Genomic DNA, 23,945 nt, shown 5'->3' with positions numbered 1-23,945 from the left:
ACCCGGAACCCCAGACATGGACATCAGAATCGGACAAGGCTACGACGTGCACGCGCTGGTGCCCGGCCGCCCGCTCGTGCTCGGCGGCGTGACGATCCCCTACGATCGCGGCCTGCTCGGCCACTCGGACGCCGACGTGCTGCTGCACGCCATTACCGACGCGCTGTTCGGCGCCGCCGCGCTCGGCGACATCGGCCGCCATTTCCCCGACACCGACAAGCAGTTTTACGGCGCGAACAGCCGCGTGCTGCTGCGCGAATGTCTGCGCCGCGTGCGGGAGGCGGGCTTCACGCTCATGAACGTCGATACCACTGTGATCGCGCAGGCGCCCAAGCTCGCGCCGCACATCGAATCGATGCGCAAGACGATCGCCGAAGACCTGAACCTGCCGGTCGAGCGCGTCAACGTGAAGGCGAAGACGAATGAAAAGCTCGGCTATCTTGGCCGCAGTGAAGGGATTGAAGCGCAGGCCGCCGTACTGCTGCTGCGCACGTAATGGCGATGATGGCAGCGGCAATCATCGCCGTTGCTTTTCTTGCCGATTAATTTCCATTTTTTTCGTCCCATACTGAACCGGTAACCGGAAGCGGGGAGGACGATGGCGGGAGTGGAAAGACGCGTGAAAGGCCTCGACGGCCTGCGGGCGCTGGCAGTGGTGCTCGTGTTCCTCTCGCACAAGGCTCATCTCGACGCAATCGATGCGGGCAAGATCGGCGTCTGGCTGTTCTTTTTGATCAGCGGTTATCTGATCATCGGTGAACTGCATCGCAATCGGGTCCGCATCGAGCAGCACGGCGCGCGCACGGCGGCGCTGCTGTACGTCTTTTTCATGAAGCGCGCGCTGCGCATTTTTCCCGTGTATTACCTGCTGCTCGTCGCGCTCGCCGTCGCGCATGCGAGCTTCTATCAGCGCGACGTCGATCTCGGGCTCGTCTGGCATTTCGTATTCCTCTCCAATTACTGGATCGGCGTGGTGCACGACGGTTGGCCCGGCACCGTGTCGCATTTCTGGAGTCTCGCGGTCGAGCAGCAGTTCTATCTCGTCGCGCCGTTCGCGCTGCTGTTCGTGCGCGCGTCGCGCCACCTCACGCTCTGCGCGGCGGTCATTGCGGCGGCTGCGTTCGCGCATCTCGCGCTTTACCGGGAAGGGGCGATCGCGCCGCTCGTCTATGCATTCTCGCCGTGGAATTTCGCCATCCTCGCGCTCGGCGGTGCACTGGCGATTGGCGGTGCACGCGTGCCGTTGCGCCCGGGGGCATTAAGCGCGGCGTGGTTCGCCGGTGCGTGCGCGGCGGTCGCCGGTTTCGCGCTGGCGCGCGCCGATTGCGCGGACTGCGCCGCAGGCGTGACGAGCGCGACGATGCTGCCGGGCTGCTTCGACATCGGGCTCGCGCTCTCGCTCGGCGCGCTGTTCCTGTGGCTCGTGCGTCGTCAGGACAGCATGCTCGTCGCAGCGCTGGAAGCGCGGCCGCTGGCCTGGCTCGGCACGATCAGCTACGGCTTCTATCTGTTTCACAACATCGTGCCGGCGCGCCTTGGCGTGGCGCCGGGGTTCTATGCGAGGCTCCACGTGCCCGATGCGGCGCAGCCGGTCCTCGCGCTCGTGCTGCAATTCGCGCTGGCCGTGCTGCTCGCGCATCTGTCGTGGCAGGTGCTGGAAAAGCGCGTGCTCGAGTGGAAGCGGCCGCTCGAAACGGCGATACGCGACCGCCTGCCCACCCGCGCCGCAACGAGCCGGACGTGATGCGCAAGAGAGGCCTAGAGCGTCTCGCCGCCGACTTCGCGGCCGTCCGGGCACAGCTCGCCGGTCTGCAGCCCATCGAGCACGCGCAGCACTTCTTCGGCGCTGCGCCCGACGTTCAGGTTGTTCACCGTGACATGCTGGATCGTATTGTCGGGATCGACGATGAACGTCGCACGCAGCGCCACGCCCGCTTCCTTGTCGCGTATGCCGAGCTGATCGATGAGTTCGCCTTTCACGTCGCCGAACGAATAGTGGTTGAGACGATCGAGCATCTTGTCCTCGCGTCGCCATGCTAGCTTCACATATTCGTTGTCGCAACTGCCGCCCATCACGACCGTTTCGCGGTCATCGAATTCCTTGATGAGCCGTGCGAACGCGACGATCTCGGTGGGGCAAACGAGCGTGAAATCCTTGGGGTAGAAATAGATGACCTTCCACTTGTTGGCGAAGGTCTGCTCGGTGATCTCGGTGAACGCCGATTCGCCGTTTTCTTCGGGATGGTTGAAGCCGGGCTTGGCGGCCGTGACGGTAAAGGCTTCGAGTTTGTCGCCGACGGTTTTCATGGCGGAGGTCCTCAGACGAGAGACGGGCCGGATGGCCCGCTTTGCCGCCGCGTGCGGGGTGCGCAACGCGGCGTGCCCATGAAAATAATTGTCGCAGGTGCGGGCGGCGCGTGGTGCGAGGGTGCGCCGCCGGGTCTCGCTCAGGAGGGCAAGGGGCTCAGGCGCCCTTGGCGAGCGGGAACTCGATCGTCACTTCGAGGCCGGGGCCCGGCAGCCGGTTGCGCAGGCGCAGCGCGCCGCGATAGCGGCCCACGAGGCGCTGCACGATGGCCATGCCGAGTCCCGTGCCGTTCGCCTGCGTGCGGGCCGTATCGACTCGGTAAAACGGCCGCGTGACGAGCGGGAGCTGATCCTCGGGAATGCCCGGGCCTTCGTCGACCACGGAAAGCTCGACGCGCGCATGCGAGACGCGCGTTTCGAGCATGATGTGCGGAATGCCGTCGGTTTCGCTCGCGCCGTATTTGCGTGCGTTCTCGATCAGGTTGCCCACGACGCGGCGCATGTCGGTGTCGTCGGCTTCGATCATGGCCGAGGGCGCAAGCCGCGTGATGAGGCGCACGCCGTCTTCGCTCGCCATGCGCGCGGCCATTTCGCCTGCGATTACCGAGAGATCGACGCGCTCGGGCATGCGCTGGGTAGGCCGGGCGTAATCGAGGAAGCGGCCGATGATCATGTCCATCTGCTCGATGTCGTCGATCATCGCGTCCTTGGTGGCCTGGTCGGAAGGACTCATCTCCGTCTCGAGCCGCAGTCGCGCGAGCGGCGTGCGCAAATCGTGCGAGATGCCTGCGAGCATCAACGCGCGGTCGGCCTCCAGCTGCTCGAGATCGCGCACCATCTGGTTGAACGAGCGATTCGTTTCGGCCGCGACGCCCATGCCGCTCTCAGGCAAGGGCGCGGGCGGCTGCCCCGAGCCCAGCATGCGCGCCGACATGGCGAGGCGCGCGAATGGCCGGTTCACGAGACTGGTGATGAAGGCCGCCCCGAAGAGCGATAACGCCAGCGCCGAGATGCCCCATCCGACCCACTGCAGGCCTGTGACGTTGTCGAGCTGGTCGCGGTCGAGCGCGACCCAGTAGTCGTCGTCGTCGATCTTGAAGCTGATCCACACGCCCGGAATGTCGTTCACGGACTGCGCGATCACGGTGTCGTCGCCAAGGCGCCCGCGAATGTCATGCTCGATCAGGCGATTGAGCGACTCGTCGGGCTGGAGCTTGTATTTGTCGGTGGTTTCGCGCGGATACACGCGCACGCCTTCGTTGCTCTCGAGATCCTGCAGCAGCGCGCGGCGCAGATCGGGATCGGAGTAGAGGAGCGCCGTGCGCGTGAGCTTCACGATCGCGACGAGCTGGAGCGCCACGCGCTGCGCGCGCGGTTCCCGCTCGATCACGCGAAAGCTCTGGAACCACGCGGCGAGACTCACTGCGATGAGAAGGGCGATCAGCAGGAAGGTGCGCCAGAACAGATCGCCGAACGCGAGCGTGAGCAAACGCCGGTCAATCCGCATGGGCCCTTCCCGTTTCAACAGAGGCAGTGCAGACAACGAGACTCCATCCAGGATCAGGCCGCGCCGTCGGGAATGAACACGTAGCCGAGGCCCCACACCGTTTGAATGAAACGCGGGCTGCCCGGATCGGGTTCGATGAGCTTGCGCAGGCGCGAGATCTGTACGTCGAGGCTGCGGTCGAACACTTCGTATTCACGGCCGCGCGCCAGCTCCATGAGCTTTTCGCGCGAGAGCGGCTGGCGCGGATGACGCGCGAACACCTTGAGCACCGAGAATTCGCCGGTGGTGAGCGGAATTTCCTGGCCGGCCTTGGTGAGTGTGCGCGTGGCGAGATTCAGCGCGAATTCGCCGAACTCGAACACTTCGGTTGTTTCCGAGGGCGCGCCCGGCAGTTCGGACGGCGCCTGGCGGCGCAGCACCGCGTGAATGCGTGCGACGAGTTCGCGCGGGTTGAAGGGCTTGGGCAAATAGTCGTCGGCACCCATTTCGAGGCCGACGATGCGGTCCACGTCCTCGCCCTTGGCGGTGAGCATGATGATGGGCGTGCGGTCGTTGCTGCCGCGCAGACGCCGGCAGATCGACAGACCGTCCTCGCCCGGCAGCATGAGGTCGAGCACCAGCAGGTCGAAACGTTCACGCACCCATAGCTTGTTCATGGCGGGGGCGTTTTCGGCCACATAGACATTGAAGCCTTGCTCGCCGAGGTAGCGGCGCAGCAGGTCCCGCAGTCGGGGATCGTCATCGACAACGAGAATTTTGGACGGGTTTTTGGTTTCCATGCCTGGCATCTTAGCGCGATTGGATACTGATGCGAGTTTGCACCAATTATCAGGTTACAGTCAGTTACAAAATTTACCCGTGCTGTGCCACGACGGCAAGCACCGGCAGATAGACTTCTTTACGTAAAGCGGCAGTTCGGTAGATACTTCATTCGACTTTAAAATCCATGCCCGCGCCGAGCCGGGTTCGTACATGTATTCGAGGTAGCCGTTTGCCGCGTCAAGAAGGGAACAAAACGATGGGAGGGGTTAGGCCGACAATGCGCCACACCATGCTTGCACTGGCGCTAGCCGGTGGCGTGGCGGCTGCGATTGAGTCGGTGCCGGCCCGGGCCCAGCCCTCCGCTGACCGCTACGAGAACTCGCAGTCCTCCGCCCGCTCGCCGGGCAGCAAGCCCTCCTTGCGGCGCATACGCAGCGACACGATCCCGCGCCCCGCATCCGACATCAACCAGCGTGCCGCGGTTCCCCCCGATCTCGATCAGCGTCGCCGCGACGGCCATATGACGCCCGACGAGCGGCGCCTCCTGCGCCAGCATATCGAAGACGCCGTGCGCGAACTGTACAAGCGCTGATACCGCTGCAACGCGCCGATGCCGCTGCGCGCTGCGATAACGCGGCGATATCGTCTACGCGATTTTCTCTTCGCAGCACGCGCATGCCTTTCTCGCGCCTTTCATTGCTTTATCGGCATTCAAGCGTGCATTCGTGCACTCGCCCCGCTCAAACGCGCTGAAAAAACGTAGCAATTGCACGGTCAACATCCGTTTCGCCGCAGCCGTTAGCTTCGCGGTGGGCGCTATAGCGAATTGCGGGCATGGTGGCGGCGCGAGATGCTCGTCACGCCTTCGTCTGACGCGCCGACTTGCACGACGACGGCGAAAAGACCGTGCCATGACACAGCGGTCCGTTCGACGGCGACCAGGTGCTCGACATCCTGCTCGCGCAGCCGCAAACTGCCCGGTATGTGTCCGCGAGGCTTTGGCGCGAGTTCATCTGCGCGATGCCCGGCGATGTGCGGCTCGCAAGCGTCGCCGATCGTTTTCGCGCAAGCGCTTATGAAGCCGTGCGGGTTCATATCTCCAGGCACTGCTGATGGATCCGGTGTATCAGTCGAAGTGAAGCATCAACAAGAATAGCCGAATCCCCGGCGGCAATGTGCGCCGCCGCACTGACGAGCGAGGCAAGCCATGAAGCGACGCGACTTTCTTGCAGCCGGTGCGACGGCCGCCGCCGCGGTGGCGGGTTCCGCGCTATGGGTTGCGCGCACTGCGCGCGCGCAAGGCACGGCGCCCATGCGCCCGGGCACGGCGAGCGGCTACGGGAACCTGCTCATTCTCGTCGAGCTGAAGGGCGGCAACGACGGCCTGAACACCGTCGTGCCGTTTGCCGATCCGCTCTATTACCGCTACCGGCAAACGATCGGCGTGCCGCGCGCACAGGCGATACAACTGGACGAGCGCACGGCGCTCCATCCGGCGCTCGCGCCGCTCATGCCGATGTGGCGCGCGCACGAGCTTGCGATCGTGCAGGGCGTGAGCTACGCGCAGCCCAATCTTTCGCACTTTCGATCGATCGAGATCTGGGACACGGCTTCGCGTTCCAACGAATATCTGCGCGAGGGCTGGCTCACGCGCGCGTTCGCACGCGAGCCAGTGCCGCGCGGATTCGCTGCCGATGCGTTCGTGCTCGGTAGCGCCGAGATGGGGCCGCTCGCGAACGGCGCGCGCGCCATCGCGCTCGCGAACCCGGCGCAGTTCTCGCGCGCGTCGCGCCTCGTCACGCCGGTTTCGCTCAGGGAACGTAATCCCGCGCTCGCGCATATCCTCGACGTCGAAAACGACATCGTGCACGCCGATGCGCTGCAGCAGCCGCGCCCGGGCGGCTACGCGCTGAAGACTGCGTTTGCGGCAGGCGCGTTCGGCACCTCGATCAAAACGGCCATGCAGGCGCTCGCCTCGAGCGACACTCCGCAAGGGGCGCCGGTGGCGGGGTGCGGCGTCGCGGTGATTCGTCTGACGCTGAACGGCTTCGACACGCACCAGAACCAGCCGCAGCGTCACGCCGACTTGCTGCGCCAGTTCGCCACGGGCATGGCGGCGATGCGCTCGGCGCTCGTGGAACTCGGGCGCTGGGACCGCACGCTCATCGTTACGTATGCGGAATTCGGGCGCCGCGTGCGCGAGAATCAAAGCCGCGGCACCGATCACGGTACGGCTTCGGCGCACTTCGTGGCGGGCGGGCGGGTGGCGGGCGGGCTCTATGGCCAGGCGCCGCAACTCACGCGGCTCGACGGCGACGGCAATCTGCCGGTGGGCGTCGATTTCAGGCAGATCTATGCGACCGTGCTAGGCCCCTGGTGGGGCCTCGATGCGCAATCCGTGCTGCAGCAGCGCTTCGAGCCGCTGCCGTTGCTGCGCGCGTAGCGCGGGCGCGCACTTCACGGCACTTCAACTACGCCGTGCGGCGCGCCAGGCGATCCACAGCTTGCGCACTGGCGTGAGCACGATCTGCTGATGCAGCACCTGGTACCCTTCGCGCTCGACTTCGTCGAGCAGCGCGAGTTCGAGCGCCGCGAGTGCACGCAAGGTGCGCTGGTCGCGCCGCGCCGGAGCGGGAATCGCGTCGAGGGCGGCCTGGACCGATTCGCGCGCGCGCGAGGTCTGGAACTGCATCAGCTCGGTGAACGCCGCGCTGTAGCGCCGGTTGATGAGATCGGCGGCAGTGACGTCGTAGCGCTGCAGTTCGTCGATGGGCACGTAGATGCGGCCATGGCGCGCGTCGTTGCCGATTTCCGGCACAAACTGCGCGAGCATCAACGCGTTGCCGAGCGGGGGGGCCCAGCGTGCGGCGTCCTGGCGGTCGGCGTCGGTGCGCGCGCTGAGTTGCGCGACGAGCGAGACGAACGTGCCGCCCACGCCCTGCATATAGCGGCGCAGATTCGGCAGATCGAGATAGCGCGCCTGCTCGAAGTCCATCTCGAAGCCGGCGAGCAGCGCCTGCAGATCGGGATAGACGGCGCTTGCATCGCCGAGATGCGCGGCGAGCGCCTGCGTGACCGGATGCGCGGGTTGGCCCGCGGCGAGCGCGGCCAATTCCTTTTGCCACCAGGCGAGCTTCGTGCGGCCGACGGTGGGATCGCTCGTTTCTTTCGCGGTTTCCTCGAGTTCGCGGCGCAGCGCGAAGAGGGCGGTCAGGAGGGGCTGGCGTGCAGCGCGTGCCTGACGCAGCGCATAGTAAGTGCTCGAACCAGGGGGCGCCGCCTTTTGCAGGCAGTAGTCGTCGAAGTTCACGGCGTTCGGAGATATGGGGCGAAGCGGCTCGCGCGGCGGCCAGAGCGCGCCGCGACGGTCGAGCCGCGATTCTAGCATCGGCGCGGCTTTCAGCCGGCCCGGCAGGGCGGATCGGAGCCCCGGTCGATGCACGGCCTGATGCGCTGCCATGCCCGTCGCGCACTGATTTCAGGATGCAGACAAGCGCCAGTCAATCGGTTAGAATCTCGCGCTTGCGCTTTCTGACGCTTGGCTCGAAGCGCGGCCGGCACATGATGAATCAGCGCTGCAGGCGGGCGCAGCGGGTCCTGCCGGGCGCAAGAAGCGAAGCGCAAAGCATTCGCGTGAGTGGCGAAATTGGTAGACGCACCAGGTTTAGGTCCTGACGCCCGCAAGGGTGTGCCGGTTCGAGTCCGGCCTCACGCACCATATAAAAAGGCCATGTACCCGCCGGTACGTGGCCTTTTGTTTGTGCGCCGCCTGCGCCCAAGCGCTTGCGTTGGCGGCTTGATTCCGGCCGCCATCTGTTTGGCTTATCGCTTCTGCTCGTTCGGACTGCCTTACAGTTCGGTCTGCATGGCTTCGATCACCTTGTCGAGCGCACGTGCGAGTGCGTCGCGTTCCTTGTCGTCGAGGCTCGCGAAGAGGTCGACATTCCACTTGCGCGCGATGGGCATGACCTTGCGATACAGCGCGCGTCCGTCGGTTGTGAGCGAAACGAGCACGAGGCGTCCGTCCTCCTCGCTCGTGTCGCGCTGCATGAGGCCGCGGCGCATCAGCGCCTCGGCTGCACGGCTTGCCTGGCTCTTGTCGAGATTCGCGTGACGCGCAAGCTCCATCACCGAAAACGGGCCGAACGCCCCCACAGCTGCAATGAGCCGAGCCTCCGGAAGTGTGATGCCGAGCTTCGCCTGGTAGCGTTCGCTCGCGCCACGTTCGGAGAGTTTGTTCAGGACATGCAGCCGATAGGTGAGGAATTGTTCGAGTCCGGCTTTGCTTGCCTTCATGGGAGTCCTGGTCTGGTCGCTTGGGAAGGGCGCGAAACGTGTCGCGATTGCATGATTGTTGCCCCATCTTGCGCGCGGGTCAACGCACCCTAACCCTTGCCCAGCGCATCCGGTACGGTGCACAAATCTATTAATCGCTTACTGTGGAATGCGTGGCGCGCGGAGGTCGCGCGTCTGGCCGCGATCCTGCCGAGCGGATTCCGGCAACGAGGCCGGGTCGGCAGGCCCCGGCCGGTCTGCCTGGCGGTTAGTTGGATGTACGCGCAGCGTATTTGAGGCGGAAGAGCTGCTCGGCCTCGTTGGCGAGCAGGCGTGCGGCGTCGCGAATCGCGGTTTCGAGCGTAATGGGGCCCGGCGCGGGCGAGAAGCAGCCGCTGAAATGCTCCGCGAGCCGCGGCAGGGCGGCTGCGTCCACGGCACCTGAGAGCAGCGTGGCCGGCACGCCCGCAGCCGCGGCGTGGCGGCAGGCAATGAACGGCGCCTTGCCGTGCAGTGTCTGAACGTCGGAGCGGCCCTCGCCGGTGATAAGCCAGTCCGCGCGCTCGAGCGCTTCGTCCAGACCGATGGTGCGCGCAACGACCTCGGCGCCGGGCTCGAAGCTCGCGCCGAGCATGCGCAGCGCAAAGCCCAGGCCGCCGGCCGCGCCGGAACCTGCTTCGTCGCGCACGCGACGGCCGAGCGCCGCTTCGAGCAGATCGGCGAAACGGCCGAGCGCCGCGTCGATCGGCGCAACCTGCCCGGGCGTCACGCCTTTTTGCGGGCCGAACACGGCGGTTGCGCCATGCTCGCCCGTGAGCGGATTGTCCACGTCCGACATGCCGACGAACGATGCCTCGCGAAGCCGCTCGTCGAGCCCGGAAACGTCCACGCGCGCTACATGTGCGAGCGCTTGCGGCGTGGGCTCGAGCAGCTTGCCGGCGGCGTCGAAGAGTTGCAGGCCGAGGCCCGCGAGCAGTCCCGCGCCGGCGTCATTGGTGCTGCTGCCGCCGAGCGCCACGTAAAAGCGCCGCACGCCTTCGTCGAGCAGCGCGCGGATCGCTTCGCCCATGCCGCGCGTGCTGCGCGCGTCGACCGGTACGCTCATGCCCACCGGGTCCGTGATGCCGACGATCTCGGCGGTTTCGACGATTGCGCTGCCGTCGTGCAGCAGGCCCACCGCGGCGTCGCGCTTCGGGCCCGCTGCGCCTTGCACGGTGAGGACGCGGCGCTCGCCGCCCATCGACAGCATCGCGTCGAGCGTGCCTTCGCCGCCGTCCGCCATGGGGCGGATGCGGATGTCGGCGTCGGCGCGCACACGGCGGATGCCCTCGGCGATCGCGGCGGCGACCCCGTCCGCGCTGAGCGAGCCTTTGAAAGAGTCAGGAGCAATGACGATAACGGGAGCGTCAGTCGACGAATTCGGCATGGTGTCTCTGCTGGAAGAATGGTGTTGGGAGCGGCTGCGGCCGGCGGGGCGTCCGGCGCGAGCCTAAGCTTAACAGCCTCGCCGCGTGCGCTGGATAACGGCGCTGCGATAACGCGCATCGGAGCGCATTTCAGGCTCGTGGCGGCGCAAAAGCGGGCCAAAACCGGGTCAAAAGCGGGCTCATGGCACACTCAAACGGCAATTCCAGTGGGACCGGGAAATAGTTTGCTAAAATACTTGGCTCTTTTGACGGACCGCACCGCAAGCCGCCCGTTTCGGCGCTGTTGAGCGGCGCACGATGCGCCTGCGTTCAGCTCCAAAGCGGGTTGCCGGGCCCTGGTTGACCCCAGCGGGCCCCACGCGGACCGCGGCTCGCAAAGACCACAGATTACTGATTCGCTCGAACAATTTTAGGACGATTGAAGCCATGGCTAACGTTGTTGAAAACCTCGGCAAGCTCGAACGCCGCGTGACGATTTCCCTGCCGAAGGACGCCGTGCAGAAAGAAATCGATTCGCGCATCCGTAAACTCGCGAAGAACGTGCGCATGCCGGGCTTCCGTCCGGGCAAGGTGCCGCTCAAGATGGTCACGCAGCAGTATTCGGGCCAGGTCGAGGCCGAAGTCCTGAGCGACAAGGTCGGCAAGGAATTCTTCGACATCAGCCGCGCCGAGAACCTGCGCGTTGCCGGCCAGCCGAGCTTCGCGCCGAAATCGGAAGCCACCGAAGGCGACTACGCGTTCGACGCGACCTTCGAGGTCTACCCGGAAGTGAAGCTCGGCGACGTCGCGACCGCCGAAATCGAGCGCACGACCACGACCATCTCCGAAGCCGAAATCGACCGCACGCTCGACATCCTGCGCAAGCAGCGCGTGCATTTCCACGCTCGCGGCGAAGCGGGCGAGCACGGTGACGGCGGCGCCGACACCGCGGCGAAGGAAGGCGACCGCGTGACCGTCGACTTCGTCGGCAAGATCGACGGCGTCGCGTTCCAGGGCGGCACCGCGGAAGGCTTCGCGTTCGTGCTGGGCGAAGGCCGCATGCTGCCGGAATTCGAAAAGGCGGCAGTCGGCCTGAAGAAGGGCGAGTCGCGCGAATTCGACCTCGCGTTCCCCGAGGACTATCACGGCAAGGACGTCGCCGGCAAGACGGCGCAGTTCACGATCACGATGCAGCAGATCGAGTGGCCGCACCTGCCGGAAATCGATGCTGAATTCGCGAAGTCGCTCGGCATCGCCGACGGCGACCTCGTGAAGATGCGTGCCGAAATCAAGGACAACCTCGAGCGCGAAGCGAAGCGCCGCACCCAGTCCATCGTCAAGAACCAGGTGATGGACGCGCTCCTGAAGATCGCCGAACTCGACGTGCCGAACGCGCTCGTCGAGCAGGATCAGCAACGCCTCGTCGAAATGGCGCGCGCCGACCTCACGCAGCGCGGCGTGCCCAACGCCAAGGACGCACCGATTCCGGCCGAAATGTTCAAGGAACAAGCCGAGCGCCGCGTGAAGCTCGGCCTCGTGCTCGCCGAACTCGTGAAGGCCAACAGCCTTGAAGCGAAGCCGGAGCAGATCCGTGCCGAAGTCGACGAGTTCGCGAAAAGCTATGAGGACCCGAAGGAAGTCGTGCGCTGGTATTATTCCAACCAGCAACGTCTGGCCGAAATGGAAGCCTATGTCGTCGAATCGAACGTCGTGGACTTCGTGCTCGGCAAGGCCAAGGTGACGGACAAGCAAGTGAGCTTCGAAGAACTGGCAAGCGCGACGGCGCAGGCTTAAAACTGCCCGCTACGGCGTGCCGGCTGTCGGAGCGACCGACGGCCAGCACGCCGTTTTTGCATCCGCAGGTTTTAGCCATGCTGTCCGTGTGGTTGATTTGACCGGGGTCCGTCGCCATACGGGTATATAGAAGAACTTTTCCAGACAAGGATGCACCGCATGACCATTCGCGCTCAATCGCTGGATACGTTGACCTCCCACTCGTCGCGGGATTTCGACCCGCAGGCGCTCGGCCTCGTGCCGATCGTCGTCGAAACGAGCGGCCGCGGCGAACGCTCCTACGACATCTACTCGCGCCTGCTCAAGGAGCGCGTGGTGTTCCTGGTCGGCGAAGTGAACGACCAGACGGCCAACCTCGTGGTCGCCCAGCTGTTGTTCCTCGAAAGCGAAAATCCGGACAAGGACATCAGCCTGTACATCAACAGCCCCGGTGGCTCGGTGTCGGCCGGCATGGCGATTTACGACACGATGCAGTTCATCAAGCCGGATGTTTCGACCCTTTGTATGGGCCTCGCGGCCAGCATGGGCGCGTTCCTGCTGGCGTCGGGGGCCAGGGGCAAGCGTTTCGCGCTGCCGAACTCGCGCGTGATGATTCACCAGCCGCTCGGCGGCGCGCGCGGCCAGGCTTCGGACATCGAAATCCAGGCTCGCGAAATCCTGTATCTGAAGGAGCGCCTGAACCAGTTGCTCGCGCATCATACGGGTCAGCCGGTCGAGCGCATTGCGCGCGACACGGATCGCGACAATTTCATGTCGGGCGACGACGCCCAGGCGTACGGTCTCGTCGACCAGGTCCTGCACAAGCGTCCCTGAACTGCGCGAGCGGTTTTGCGCGTCCGACCCTGCGAAGGGCGCGCAAGCCGCGGCAAAGGCAGGTAAAGGAACAGCTCGGCCCCCGTACAAAAGGGGATAGCCGACGCCGCGCAGACCTTGTGAAATAATCGGCAAACGCGCTTCGCGGCCTGCGGCCCCCAACGCCGTCACAGCAAGCGGTTCACGCACCCTCCGGCCTCGCCGGGGGAAACGGCGTATCATGTAACAGAGTGTCCGGAGGCTCATTTATCCATGGCGGACAAGAAAGGTTCTAACAGCGAGAAGCTGTTGTATTGCTCGTTCTGCGGCAAGAGCCAGCATGAGGTGAAAAAGCTCATCGCTGGTCCGTCGGTATTCATCTGCGATGAATGCATCGACTTGTGCAACGAGATCATTCGCGACGAAGCCGCCGGTGCGGGCGTCGACGCGGCGCTGTCGCGCTCGGACCTGCCGAGCCCGCAGGAGATCCGCGACATCCTCGACCAGTACGTGATCGGCCAGGAACGCGCGAAGAAGATTCTCGCAGTGGCGGTGTACAACCACTACAAGCGTTTGAAGCACCTCGACAAGAAGGACGACGTCGAACTCTCGAAGAGCAACATCCTCTTGATCGGGCCCACGGGCTCGGGCAAGACGCTGCTCGCGCAGACGCTCGCGCGCCTTCTGAACGTGCCGTTCGTGATCGCCGACGCCACCACGCTGACCGAAGCCGGTTACGTGGGCGAAGACGTCGAGAACATCATTCAGAAGCTGCTGCAGAACTGCAATTACGAGGTCGACAAGGCCCAGCGCGGCATCGTCTATATCGACGAAATCGACAAGATCAGCCGCAAGTCGGACAACCCGTCGATCACGCGCGACGTTTCCGGCGAGGGCGTGCAGCAGGCGCTGCTCAAGCTCGTCGAGGGCACGATGGCCTCGGTGCCGCCGCAGGGCGGCCGCAAGCATCCGAACCAGGATTTCATCCAGGTCGACACGACCAATATCCTGTTCATTTGCGGCGGCGCGTTCGACGGGCTGGAGAAGGTCATCACCGACCGCACGGAAAAGACCGGCATTGGCTTCGGCGCGAGCGTGAAGAGCAAGCAGGAGCGCGACACGGGCGAAGTGCTGCGCGAAACGGAACCGGAAGACCTGATCAAGTTCGGCCTGATTCCCGAGCTGATCGGCCGTCTGCCCGTGGTCGCCACGCTCGGCAAGCTCGACGAAGCCGCGCTCATGAAGATTCTGGTCGAGCCGAAGAATGCGCTCGTCAAGCAGTACCACAAGCTCTTCAACATGGAGCGCGTGGAGCTGGAAATTCGTCCGGCCGCCCTGCAGGCCGTCGCCCGCAAGGCGATCCGCCGCAAGACCGGGGCCCGCGGCCTGCGCTCGATCCTGGAGCAGGCGTTGCTCGACGTGATGTACGAGCTGCCGGCCATGAAGGGCGTGAGCAAGGTGATCATCGACGACAACGTGATCGACGGCGACGGCAAACCGCTCTTGATCTACGAAGACGCTCCGAAGGTTGCAGGGTCGAACTGATGGTGGTGATCGGCTAAAGAGTTCCGGAAAAAGGCCGTTCATACAATGGGATGAACGGCTTTTTCGTTTAGTCTTGTGGTCGATGGCGCACTATTTTGGAGTCACTGAACTTTTCCCACACGCGCGAGGCTTGCAATCGGTATCTCAGGCCTCAATTACCGAACAATTGATTCCACTCATGGGGAAATGAAATGTCAGGAACCCAACTCCTCCCGTCGGAACGCACCACGCTCCCGCTGCTGCCGCTGCGAGACGTCGTAGTCTTCCCGCATATGGTGATTCCCCTTTTCGTGGGCCGGCCGAAATCGATCAAGGCCCTCGAAGCGGCGATGGAAGGCGGCAAGCACATCATGCTCGTCGCGCAGAAGACCGCCGCGAAGGATGAGCCGACCGAAAAAGACATGTATGAAGTCGGGTGCGTCGCCAACATCCTGCAAATGCTCAAGCTGCCCGACGGCACCGTGAAGGTGCTCGTGGAAGGCCTGCAGCGCGCGAAGACGCTTTCCATCGAAGAGCAGGAAACGCAGTTCTCGTGCGAAGTGATGCCGCTCGAACCGGACCACGCCGACAGCGCCGAAACCGAAGCGCTGCGCCGCGCGATCGTCTCGCAGTTCGACCAGTACGTGAAGCTCAACAAGAAGATCCCGCCGGAGATCCTGACGTCGCTGTCGGGCATCGACGAGGCCGGTCGTCTTGCCGACACCATCGCCGCGCATCTGCCGCTCAAGCTCGACCAGAAGCAGCACATCCTCGAGATGTTCCCGGTCGTGGAGCGTCTGGAGCACCTGCTTGCGCAACTCGAAGCCGAAATCGACATTCTTCAGGTCGAAAAGCGCATCCGTGGCCGCGTCAAGCGCCAGATGGAAAAGAGCCAGCGCGAGTACTACCTGAACGAGCAGGTCAAGGCCATCCAGAAGGAGCTGGGCGAAGGCGAAGAGGGTGCGGATCTCGAGGAACTCGAGAAGCGCATCACGGCCGCGCGCATGCCGAAGGAAGCCAAGAAGAAGGCCGATGCCGAGCTCAAGAAGCTCAAGCTGATGTCGCCGATGTCGGCGGAAGCCACGGTCGTGCGCAACTACATCGATACGCTGATCGGCCTGCCGTGGCGCAAGAAGAGCAAGGTCAACAACGACCTTTCGAACGCCGAAACCGTGCTCGACGAAGACCACTTCGGTCTCGAGAAGGTGAAGGAACGCATTCTCGAGTATCTCGCGGTGCAACAGCGTGTCGACAAGGTCAAGGCGCCGATCCTGTGCCTCGTCGGGCCTCCGGGCGTCGGCAAGACCTCGCTCGGGCAGTCGATTGCACGTGCAACGAACCGCAAGTTCGTGCGTATGGCGCTCGGCGGCGTGCGTGATGAAGCCGAGATCCGCGGTCACCGTCGTACGTACATCGGCTCGATGCCGGGCAAGATCCTGCAGAGCCTGACCAAGGTCGGCGTGCGCAATCCGCTCTTCCTGCTCGACGAAGTCGACAAGATGGGCATGGATTTCCGCGGCGATCCGTCGTCGGCGCTGCTCGAGGTGCTTGATCCGGAACAGAACCACACGTTCGCCGACCACTACATCGAAGTCGATTTCGACCTCTCCGATGTGATGTTCGTCGCCACGTCGAACTCGCTGAACATTCCGCCGCCGCTGCTCGACCGGATGGAAGTCATTCGCCTCTCGGGTTACACGGAAGACGAGAAGGTCAGCATCGCCCAGCGCTACCTTCTGCCCAAGCAGAAGAAGAACAACGGGCTGAAGCCGGGCGAGATCGAGGTGACCGAAGGCGCGATCCGCGACATCATTCGCTACTACACGCGTGAAGCGGGCGTGCGTTCGCTCGAGCGCGAAGTGTCGAAGATCTGCCGCAAGGTCGTGAAGATGCTGCTGCTGAAGAAGGCCGACAAGGCCGTCACGGTGGACAGCGCCAACCTCGACACGTTCCTCGGCGTGCGCAAGTACGACTTCGGTCTGGCCGCGAAGGAAAACCAGATCGGTCAGGTCACGGGCCTCGCCTGGACGGAAGTCGGCGGCGATCTGCTGACGATCGAAGCGGCGGTCATGCCCGGCAAGGGCAACGTGATCCGCACGGGTTCGCTCGGCGACGTCATGAAGGAATCGGTCGAAGCGGCACGCTCGGTGGTGCGTTCGCGTTCGCGTCGTCTTGGCATCAAGGACGAAGCGTTCGAGAAGCAGGACATCCACATCCACGTGCCGGAAGGCGCGACGCCGAAGGACGGTCCGTCCGCAGGCGGTGCGATGACGACGGCGCTCGTGTCCGTGCTCACGGGAATTCCGGTGCGCGCCGACGTGGCGATGACGGGCGAGATCACGCTGCGCGGCGAAGTGCTGCCGATCGGCGGGCTGAAGGAGAAGCTGCTCGCAGCGCATCGCGGCGGCATCAAGCTGGTGTTGATTCCGGAAGAGAACGTCAAGGATCTCACCGAGATTCCGGACAACGTGAAGAACGCGATCGAAATCGTGCCGGTCCGCTGGATCGACAAGGTGCTCGAACTCGCGCTCGAACGTGTGCCGCAGCCGCTGCCGGAAGAAGAAGCGAAGGCCGAGGACGCCAAGGCGCCCGTGGCCGAATCGAAGGATGCCGGCGCGACGGAAGTCGTCAAGCACTAAGCCTTCAGTACACCTTCGACAAGCCGCGCTCAGGCGCGGCGCGTTGGATCCCCAAAGCCCGCGGCATACACCGCGGGCTTTTTCTTTGCGCCACGATTCTTGACGTTGTGATGACAACCAGCGGTCTTTTCCCACATGTTCGAAGACTCCCTCGAATGTTCCCTCGAATCCCGCGCCGAATCAGGCTCAACCCCGCTTGACACCGCACTTTCGGCCCCGTTAAATGAGCGGGCCCCGCTCTACGCGGGGGATCTCTATCCAATAAGTTGACCTTCTTTCTTACGTTTGCCCAAACACATTCTCGGGGGCTGGAATGAACAAAACGGAATTGATCGACCATATCGCGCAACAAGCCGACATTTCGAAAGCGGCTGCGGGACGCGCACTCGACGCCGTGATCGGCGGCGTCAAAGGCACGCTCAAGAAGGGCGGCTCGGTCACGCTCGTCGGCTTCGGCACGTTTGCCGTCGGCAAGCGCACGGCGCGCACGGGCCGCAATCCGCGCACTGGCGATGCGATCAAGATCAAGGCCGCGAAGGTGCCCAAATTTAGGCCTGGCAAAGCGCTGAAGGATGCGCTAAACTAGCGGGCTCGCTACCTGATAAGGTGGCGCAGCAGAAGTCGCAGTGCCGGAAACAGCGCAGGAAAGCATGAAGCTGGGTGCTTAGCTCAGTTGGTAGAGCGGCGCCCTTACAAGGCGTAGGTCGGGAGTTCGAGCCTCTCAGCACCCACCACAGCTTCAGTTCCGGTACCTATTGCGCTTGCATGGAGCGGTAGTTCAGTTGGTTAGAATACCGGCCTGTCACGCCGGGGGTCGCGGGTTCGAGCCCCGTCCGCTCCGCCAGGGATATCTCGACAAGAAGGCGAACTCCGGTTCGCCTTTTTTGTTGGCCGCTGTTGTAATATCGGGCGTTCCATTTTTTGGCGCCATCAACGTCTGGTCACGCATGCTCGACTTTTTCCGCAATCACAAACGCCTGATGATGTTCATGCTGCTCCTGGTCGTCCTGCCAGGACTGGGCTTCGTCGGTATTCAAGGTTTTCGCGGCTTCTTCGATGAAAGCGCGAATGTCGCAAGCGTCAACGGGCACAAGATCACGCGTGTCGAGTACGACAACGCCGCGCGCCAGCAGCTCGACCAGGCCCGACAGGTCCTCGGCGCGCAATTCGACGCGAGCCTGTTCGACACGCCCCAGCACCGCAAGGACATCCTCGACGGCCTGATCCAGCAACGCGTGCTCGGGGACGAGACGCAGCGCCTGCACCTGACCGCCTCCGATGACGCCGTGCGACGCGCATTGCTCGCCGACCCGGTGATCTCGTCGCTCAAGAATCCTGACGGCTCGATCAATCTGGACCAGTACAAGCAGCTGCTCGCCATGCAGGGCATGACGCCCGAGCAGTACGACGAGCGCGTGCGTTATAGCCTCGCCATGCAGCAGCTGCCGGCGTCGATCATCAGCAGCGCGTTTACGCCGAAGGCGCTCGCGCAGCAGCTCACGGGTCTCTCGGAGCAGCAGCGCGAAGTGCAGGGCCTCGCCTTCCACGCGAGCGACTATGCGCTTAAGGTCCAGCCGACCGACGCGCAACTGCAGGCGTATTACGACGCGAACAAGAGCGCTTTCGCCACGCCGGCCACGGCACAGATCCAGTATCTCGTGCTCTCGGCGGCCACGGTTGCAGCTAGCGTGCAGCCGGGCGACGCCGATCTCAAGAAGTACTACGACGACAACATCGCGCACTACCGCACGCAGGAAGAAGTGCGCGCGAGCCACATCCTGATCACGGTGCCGAAGGACGCGAGCGCCGACGTGCGCAACGCGGCGAAGCAGAAGGCCGAAGCGATCCTCGCGGAAGTGAAGGCGCATCCGGATCAGTTCGCGCAGATCGCGCAGAAAGAGTCGCAGGACCCGGGTTCGGCCTCGAAGGGCGGCGACCTCGGCTACTTCGGCCCCGGCATGATCGCGGGCGGCCAGGCGTTCGACGCCGCGGTCTTCAAGCTGAAGAAGGATGAGATCAGCGACGTGATCCAGTCGGACTTCGGTTATCACATCGTCAAGGTCACGGACCTGAAGCCGGCGGTCACGAAACCGTTCGACGACGTGAAGGCGCAGATCACGAACGAAGTGAAGGCGCAGCAGGCCGCGAAGCTGCTTGCCGACGCGAGCGATGGTTTCACGTCGATGGTCTACGAGCAGGCCAGGAGCCTGCAGCCGGCCGCGGACAAGTACAAGCTGACGATCCAGACGGCCACGGTCACGCCGAAGCCGAACGCAGCGCTGCCGCCGGACAGCCCACTGAACAACCCGAAGTTCCTCGACGCCGTATTCGCGAGCGACTCGGTGAACCAGCACAACAACACCCAGGCGATCGACGTCGGCAACAGCACGTTGATCTCGGCTCACGTAACGAACTACCAGCCGGCCGCCGTGCCCGCGTTCGCCGCGGTCAAGGATGCGGTTCGCCAGAAGGTGGTCGCGCAGCAGGCCGCCGACATGGCGCGCAAGGACGGCGAGGCCAGGCTCGCGGAACTGCAGAAGTCGAAGTCGACAGACGGGTTCTCGTCGGCGCTCAAGGTGTCGCGCAACGACGCCCAAGGGTTGCCGCCCAGCGCGCTGTCCGCCGTCTTCAAGGTCGATGCGCAGAAGTTGCCCGCTTATGTGGGCGTGGACCTCGGCAACGACGGCTATGCGATTTACCGCGTAAACAGCGTGACCAACGGTCCGGCCGCAGAAGGCCCGCGTCTGGCCGCCGCGCAGCAGCAACTCGCACAGGTGGGCGGCCAGTCGCAGGTGCAGGCGTACCTCGACGCGCTGCGCGAGCGCGCGAAGGTAAAGCTCTACGGTTCGCTCAGTTCCGCGGGCCAGTCGGGCGACGGTGCCCAGTAAGTCCGCCCCGTGTACCTGCCCGCCGGCATCGACAGCCGGCGCAAAAAAGCCCCGCAAACATCGCGGGGCTTTTTTCGTTCCGGCGAGCGCGAAATCAGAGGCAGGCGCTGATGTCGCTGGTGGCGTCTCCACCCGCGCCGCCGCCGGAGCGGAAGCCGACCCACGTCTTCGCGCTGGCGCTCCACGCCGGGCGCACCGTTGCGGCTGCGCCGTTAGGCGGCTGCTGGCCAGGGACGTAGACGTCGACAGCCTGGCCGTTGGCGAGCACGGACTGCGAGACGACTTGCTGCTGCGACTTGTCGGCCCATTTTTGCGCAATGCATTGGGCAACCGTCGCGGGCGGTTGCTGGCTCGTGCCGACGGACTGCGCTCCGCTCGGCATTGGCTGATTGGCGCAGGCAGCAAGTGCTGCCGTAACGACAATGAGAGGTAAATATTTCACGCTTCTTCCCTCCAGTCAGGGTCGGTCGGATTCAGACAGCGAAGCTTCTCGGGCGCGCGTGTCTGACACAAAAGGTGGCCAACGGCAGGGCGGCGTTGCCCGCCGCCACGCTGCCTGAAAGGCTCGAGCGGCTTGAACGCGCCGAAGCCGGGCTCTGAGAAAGGGCGCCCGGTGAAGACGCCCGCACGTTTGCCTAGCTGCCGCCTGCCTCAGCGCCGCACGCCGCTGCCGAGCAGCGGCTTGAGCGTTGGCCACACGTTGTCGAGCAGCAAGGGCTGTGCCTGCTGGGTGGGATGGATCTGATCGGACTGGAAGAGTTCGGGTTTGTCGGCGAGGCCGGCGAGCAGAAAGGGCACGAGCGGAACGTTCAAATCCTTCGCCAGCCGCACGTAAATGGCGTGGAAGTCATGCGTGTAGTCGGCTCCGTAGTTGGGCGGCACGTACATGCCGATGAGCACGGGTTGCGCGCCGCCCTTGCGGATCTGAGCGACGATGGCGCGCAGATTGCTCTCGGTCGTCGTGAGCGGCACGCCGCGCAGTGCGTCGTTCGCGCCCAGTTCGACGATCACGATCGCGGGCTTGATGCGCTGCATGACGAGCGGCAGGCGCGTGAGTCCGCCGCTCGTCGTGTCCCCGCTGATGCTCGCATTCGCAACGTTATAATCGATCCGGTCGCTGGCGAGCCGCTGACGCAGCAGGGCCACCCAGCCTGTATCGCGCGGCAGGCCGTATTCGGCCGAAAGGCTGTCGCCGAGCACGACGATGTTCGGTTTTGCCGCGGCGGCGGGGTTCGTCGCCGCGTTGGCCGTGGACACGGGCGTGGCCGCGAGCGCGCTGCCGGTCAAGCCACAAAAGGCGCCGAGCAAGGCAGCGGCGGTCAAGGCGGCGATAGCGGCAAACGCGCTGCAGCGGGACCGGGCGCGGGAAGGGGCGGCGCGCCGTGGGGCGCGCTTCTGGTTCACGGCTAACCTGTGCGTCATCATGTGCGAATGAATAGCGATCCAGTCATCGAAGTACGGGGTTTGAGCAAGCGGGTCACCGACGCCACCGGCGAGCTGACGATCCTCGACGGTATCGACCTCACCGTGCAGGCGGGCGGGAGCGTGGCGATCGTCGGCGCCTCCGGTTCCGGCAAGTCGACGCTGCTCGGCCTGCTGGCCGGCCTCGACAGTGCGAGCGCGGGTTCGGTGCGCCTGCTGGGCCATGAGCTTACCGGGATGGCCGAAGACCAGCGCGCGGCGCTGCGCAACGGCTCGGTGGGTTTCGTGTTCCAGTCGTTCCAGTTGATGCCGCATCTCACCGCTCTGGAAAACGTCGCGCTGCCGCTCGAACTGCAAGGCGGCATGTCGACGCGTGATGCTTTCGCCCGCGCCCGCACGCTGCTCGAGCGCGTGGGCCTTGCCGGGCGCACGGACCACTACCCGAAGCTGCTCTCGGGCGGCGAGCAGCAGCGTGTGGCGCTCGCCCGCGCCTTCGTGACGCGCCCCGCCGTGCTGTTCGCCGACGAGCCCACCGGGAGCCTCGACGCCGCCACCGGCCACGCCGTCATCGACCTGATGTTCGAACTCAATCGCGCCAATGGCGCAACGCTTGTGCTCGTCACCCACGACGTCGATCTTGCGCAGCGTTGCGATGCGATCATCACGATCGAAGCGGGCCGCCGCGTGCCCAACGCGCCGCATGGCGCAGCAGCCTCGCGCAACGCGAGCAATGTCGAAGCCGGGCGTTAGCGCCTGAGCGGCGAACGGCGTGCGCAGTGCAGGCGCACGCCGCTCCTGTACCGGTCAGCGCTTGAGCGCCGCACGGGCGCGCGCGATCAGCGCGGCTGTGGACGAATCGTGCGGCTTCACATCGGCGCTTGCCGCGTTCAAGTCGGCTTCGACCACTTTGCCGAGGATCTTGCCGAGTTCAACGCCCCACTGGTCGAACGGATTGATATCCCACACGCAGGCCTGCACGAGCACCTTGTGCTCATAGAGCGCGATGATCGCGCCGAGCGAGCGCGCAGTGAGCGCGTCGACGAGCAGCGTGGTGGTCGGCCGGTTGCCGGGAAACATGATGTGCGGCACGAGTTCGGGCTTGCCCGGATCCGCGATCTTGCGCGCTTCTTCTTCGGTGCGGCCAAGCATCAGCGCCTCGCTCTGCGCAAAGCAGTTCGCGAGCAACTTCGGATGATGGTCGGCTAGCGGATGCTCGGGCGTGAGCACGGCGATGAAGTCGATCGGCACGATCGTCGTGCCCTGGTGCAGCATCTGGAAGAACGCGTGCTGGCCGTTCGTGCCGGGCTCGCCCCAGGTGATCGCCGAGGTCGCGTAATCGACGAACTTGCCGTCGAGGCGCGCCGACTTGCCGTTGCTCTCCATTTCGAGCTGCTGGAGATACGACGGCAGGAAGTGCAGCGCTTCGGAGTAGGGCGCGACGAGATAGCTCTGCGAGCCGAAGAAGTTGCGATACCAGACGCCGATCATGCCGAGCAGCACGGGCAGGTTCTTTTCCAGCGGCGCTTCGCGGAAGTGCTTGTCCATGTCGTGCGCGCCGGCGAGCAATTCGTCGAACTGCTGCGGCCCGATGGCGATCATGATCGAGAGACCCACGGCCGACCACAACGAATAACGGCCGCCCACCCAGTCCCACATCTCGAAGACGTTCTCTTTGGCGATGCCGAACTTCACGACTTCGGCCGTGTTAGCCGAGACGCCGACGAAGTGCTTCGCGAGTTTGCCTTCCGGGCAGCCGTGCTTGACGAACCAGTCGCGCATCGACAGCGCGTTGGTCATGGTTTCGAGCGTCGTGAACGTCTTCGAAACGATGATGGCGAGCGTCTCTTCCGGGTCGATGTTCTCGATCGTGCGCCACAGGTCCGCGCCGTCGACGTTCGAGACGAAGTGCGAGGTGATCTCGGGCAGCTCGAGATGCTTGAGCGCGTGCACGACCATCTTCGGCCCGAGGTCCGAGCCGCCGATGCCGATGTTCACGACGTGGCGGATGCGTTTTCCCGTGTAGCCGGTCCATGCGCCGCTGCGCACGGCGTCGGCGAATTTCGCCATCTTCGCGCGCTCGGCGAGGATCTGCGCGTGGAACGGGGCATCGGCTTCCGTGGCGCGCAAGGCGGTGTGCAGCGCCGCGCGGCCTTCAGTCGGGTTGACGACTTCGCCCTTGAACATCGCGTCGCGGCGCGCTTGCACGCCGGCCTCGCGAGCGAGCTGCACGAGCAGTTCGAGCGTGGCGTCGGTGATGCGGTTCTTCGAGAGGTCGGCGTTAAGACCGCCGCCGGTGTACGTGAAGCGTTCGGCGCGCGTCGGCGCAGGGTCGTTGGCGGGGGCGAACCAGTCGCGCAGCTTTTCGTCGCGGATCTGTTCGTAATGCGTCTGTAGCGCGGACCAGGCGGGGAGCGGATTCGTCATGTTCGTCTAGCGAGGGATCACGAATGGAGGGCGGCAGGTGCGGTTCGCCGGTCTGGCCGAACGCGCGCTTCGCGCGCCGCGGGCAAGCACGGGCCGCCTTCGGTGGAAGGCGGCGTGCGGAGGATCAGTATAGCGGCCTCGCGCGACGCTGCGCAGCGTTGTGATGCCTGCGGCTCTGCCAGGGCGCGGGAGGTGGGCGGACGTT

General features: G+C 64.6%; 19 protein-coding genes, 3 tRNA genes and 2 pseudogenes. 15 read left to right on the top strand and 9 right to left on the bottom strand.

Annotated elements, in window-relative coordinates; translation table 11 throughout:
* Positions 1-16: 16 nt before the first annotated feature.
* Positions 17-496: a 2-C-methyl-D-erythritol 2,4-cyclodiphosphate synthase gene (gene ispF / locus BHE01S_RS27700; protein ID WP_042269526.1), complete on the top strand. Its 480-nt coding sequence runs from the start codon at positions 17-19 to the stop codon at positions 494-496.
* A 102-nt stretch (positions 497-598) separates the two neighbouring features.
* On the top strand, positions 599-1,744 hold the full coding sequence (locus tag BHE01S_RS27695) for an acyltransferase family protein (protein ID WP_042269524.1): 1,146 nt from the start codon (positions 599-601) through the stop codon (positions 1,742-1,744).
* A 14-nt stretch (positions 1,745-1,758) separates the two neighbouring features.
* Here BHE01S_RS27695 and BHE01S_RS27690 read toward each other — a convergent pair whose 3' ends face one another.
* The 3 genes from BHE01S_RS27690 to ompR all read right to left on the bottom strand — a co-directional run bounded on the left by BHE01S_RS27690 (position 1,759) and on the right by ompR (position 4,602).
* Complete coding sequence (locus tag BHE01S_RS27690) at positions 1,759-2,307, bottom strand: peroxiredoxin (protein ID WP_042269521.1); 549 nt, start codon at positions 2,305-2,307, stop codon at positions 1,759-1,761.
* A 157-nt stretch (positions 2,308-2,464) separates the two neighbouring features.
* Positions 2,465-3,814 (bottom strand): ATP-binding protein, encoded by a 1,350-nt coding sequence (locus tag BHE01S_RS27685; protein ID WP_042269519.1) that lies wholly within the window; start codon positions 3,812-3,814, stop codon positions 2,465-2,467.
* Positions 3,815-3,867: 53 nt separating this feature from the next.
* A complete protein-coding gene (gene ompR / locus BHE01S_RS27680) occupies positions 3,868-4,602 on the bottom strand; it encodes an osmolarity response regulator transcription factor OmpR (protein ID WP_027814652.1) in 735 nt (244 codons plus the stop codon).
* 263 nt (positions 4,603-4,865) lie between these two features.
* Between ompR and BHE01S_RS27675 the strand changes: the two genes are divergently transcribed.
* The 3 genes and pseudogenes from BHE01S_RS27675 (at position 4,866) to BHE01S_RS27665 (ending at position 7,019) form a co-directional block, all read left to right on the top strand.
* On the top strand, positions 4,866-5,168 hold the full coding sequence (locus BHE01S_RS27675) for a hypothetical protein (protein WP_245639883.1): 303 nt from the start codon (positions 4,866-4,868) through the stop codon (positions 5,166-5,168).
* Positions 5,169-5,509: 341 nt separating this feature from the next.
* A pseudogene (locus BHE01S_RS39285) lies at positions 5,510-5,689 on the top strand (DUF1800 family protein); the annotation flags it as partial.
* A gap of 94 nt (positions 5,690-5,783) precedes the next feature.
* The gene (locus BHE01S_RS27665) at positions 5,784-7,019 is read left to right on the top strand and encodes a DUF1501 domain-containing protein (protein WP_042269511.1); all 1,236 of its coding nucleotides are present in this window, start codon (positions 5,784-5,786) and stop codon (positions 7,017-7,019) included.
* Between the two features lie 24 nt (positions 7,020-7,043).
* Here the strand turns inward: BHE01S_RS27665 and BHE01S_RS27660 are convergent, their stop codons facing one another.
* Positions 7,044-7,964, bottom strand: coding sequence for a squalene/phytoene synthase family protein (locus BHE01S_RS27660; protein ID WP_174479534.1), 921 nt, complete (start codon positions 7,962-7,964; stop codon positions 7,044-7,046).
* 243 nt (positions 7,965-8,207) lie between these two features.
* On the opposite strand from BHE01S_RS27660, the gene BHE01S_RS27655 reads away from it, so the two are divergent.
* Positions 8,208-8,294, top strand: a tRNA-Leu gene (locus tag BHE01S_RS27655).
* Positions 8,295-8,425: 131 nt separating this feature from the next.
* Here the strand turns inward: BHE01S_RS27655 and BHE01S_RS27650 are convergent.
* Both BHE01S_RS27650 and BHE01S_RS27645 read right to left on the bottom strand, forming a co-directional pair.
* A complete protein-coding gene (locus tag BHE01S_RS27650; protein WP_028206975.1) occupies positions 8,426-8,872 on the bottom strand; it encodes a MarR family winged helix-turn-helix transcriptional regulator in 447 nt (148 codons plus the stop codon).
* Positions 8,873-9,119: 247 nt separating this feature from the next.
* A complete protein-coding gene (locus BHE01S_RS27645) occupies positions 9,120-10,277 on the bottom strand; it encodes a glycerate kinase (RefSeq protein ID WP_042269509.1) in 1,158 nt (385 codons plus the stop codon).
* 427 nt (positions 10,278-10,704) lie between these two features.
* Between BHE01S_RS27645 and tig the strand changes: the two genes are divergently transcribed.
* From tig to BHE01S_RS27605, 8 genes and pseudogenes are all read left to right on the top strand, one after another.
* Positions 10,705-12,051 (top strand): trigger factor, encoded by a 1,347-nt coding sequence (gene tig, locus BHE01S_RS27640; RefSeq protein WP_042269507.1) that lies wholly within the window; start codon positions 10,705-10,707, stop codon positions 12,049-12,051.
* Positions 12,052-12,210: 159 nt separating this feature from the next.
* Positions 12,211-12,864, top strand: a complete 654-nt coding sequence (gene clpP / locus BHE01S_RS27635) for an ATP-dependent Clp endopeptidase proteolytic subunit ClpP (protein ID WP_042269587.1) — start codon at positions 12,211-12,213, stop codon at positions 12,862-12,864.
* Positions 12,865-13,116: 252 nt separating this feature from the next.
* Positions 13,117-14,388 (top strand): ATP-dependent Clp protease ATP-binding subunit ClpX, encoded by a 1,272-nt coding sequence (clpX, locus tag BHE01S_RS27630; RefSeq protein WP_028216418.1) that lies wholly within the window; start codon positions 13,117-13,119, stop codon positions 14,386-14,388.
* 191 nt (positions 14,389-14,579) lie between these two features.
* Positions 14,580-17,006 carry an endopeptidase La gene (gene lon, locus BHE01S_RS27625; protein WP_042269505.1) on the top strand — a complete coding sequence of 809 codons (2,427 nt, stop codon included), beginning with the start codon at positions 14,580-14,582 and terminating at the stop codon, positions 17,004-17,006.
* Between the two features lie 307 nt (positions 17,007-17,313).
* Positions 17,314-17,592 (top strand): annotated as a pseudogene (locus BHE01S_RS27620) (HU family DNA-binding protein); the annotation flags it as partial.
* 72 nt (positions 17,593-17,664) lie between these two features.
* A tRNA-Val gene (locus BHE01S_RS27615) sits at positions 17,665-17,740 on the top strand.
* 33 nt (positions 17,741-17,773) lie between these two features.
* A tRNA-Asp gene (locus BHE01S_RS27610) sits at positions 17,774-17,850 on the top strand.
* A gap of 103 nt (positions 17,851-17,953) precedes the next feature.
* Entirely contained in the window at positions 17,954-19,894 is a 1,941-nt protein-coding gene (locus tag BHE01S_RS27605) for a SurA N-terminal domain-containing protein (protein ID WP_042269500.1), read from the top strand.
* 94 nt (positions 19,895-19,988) lie between these two features.
* Here BHE01S_RS27605 and BHE01S_RS27600 read toward each other — a convergent pair whose 3' ends face one another.
* Positions 19,989-20,336 carry a hypothetical protein gene (locus tag BHE01S_RS27600; RefSeq protein ID WP_028206982.1) on the bottom strand — a complete coding sequence of 116 codons (348 nt, stop codon included), beginning with the start codon at positions 20,334-20,336 and terminating at the stop codon, positions 19,989-19,991.
* Positions 20,337-20,545: 209 nt separating this feature from the next.
* Positions 20,546-21,217, bottom strand: a complete 672-nt coding sequence (locus tag BHE01S_RS27595; protein ID WP_245639881.1) for an arylesterase — start codon at positions 21,215-21,217, stop codon at positions 20,546-20,548.
* Between the two features lie 108 nt (positions 21,218-21,325).
* Here BHE01S_RS27595 and BHE01S_RS27590 point away from each other — a divergent pair, with 108 nt between their 5' ends.
* Positions 21,326-22,066 (top strand): ABC transporter ATP-binding protein, encoded by a 741-nt coding sequence (locus BHE01S_RS27590; RefSeq protein ID WP_042269497.1) that lies wholly within the window; start codon positions 21,326-21,328, stop codon positions 22,064-22,066.
* Positions 22,067-22,120: 54 nt separating this feature from the next.
* Here BHE01S_RS27590 and pgi read toward each other — a convergent pair whose 3' ends face one another.
* Positions 22,121-23,740: a glucose-6-phosphate isomerase gene (gene pgi, locus BHE01S_RS27585; RefSeq protein ID WP_042269495.1), complete on the bottom strand. Its 1,620-nt coding sequence runs from the start codon at positions 23,738-23,740 to the stop codon at positions 22,121-22,123.
* Positions 23,741-23,945: the final 205 nt, after the last annotated feature.

This window comes from Paraburkholderia heleia NBRC 101817, from assembly GCF_000739775.1.
Taxonomy (GTDB): Bacteria; Pseudomonadota; Gammaproteobacteria; order Burkholderiales; family Burkholderiaceae; genus Paraburkholderia; species Paraburkholderia heleia.
This window is presented reverse-complemented; position numbering and strand designations above follow the sequence as displayed.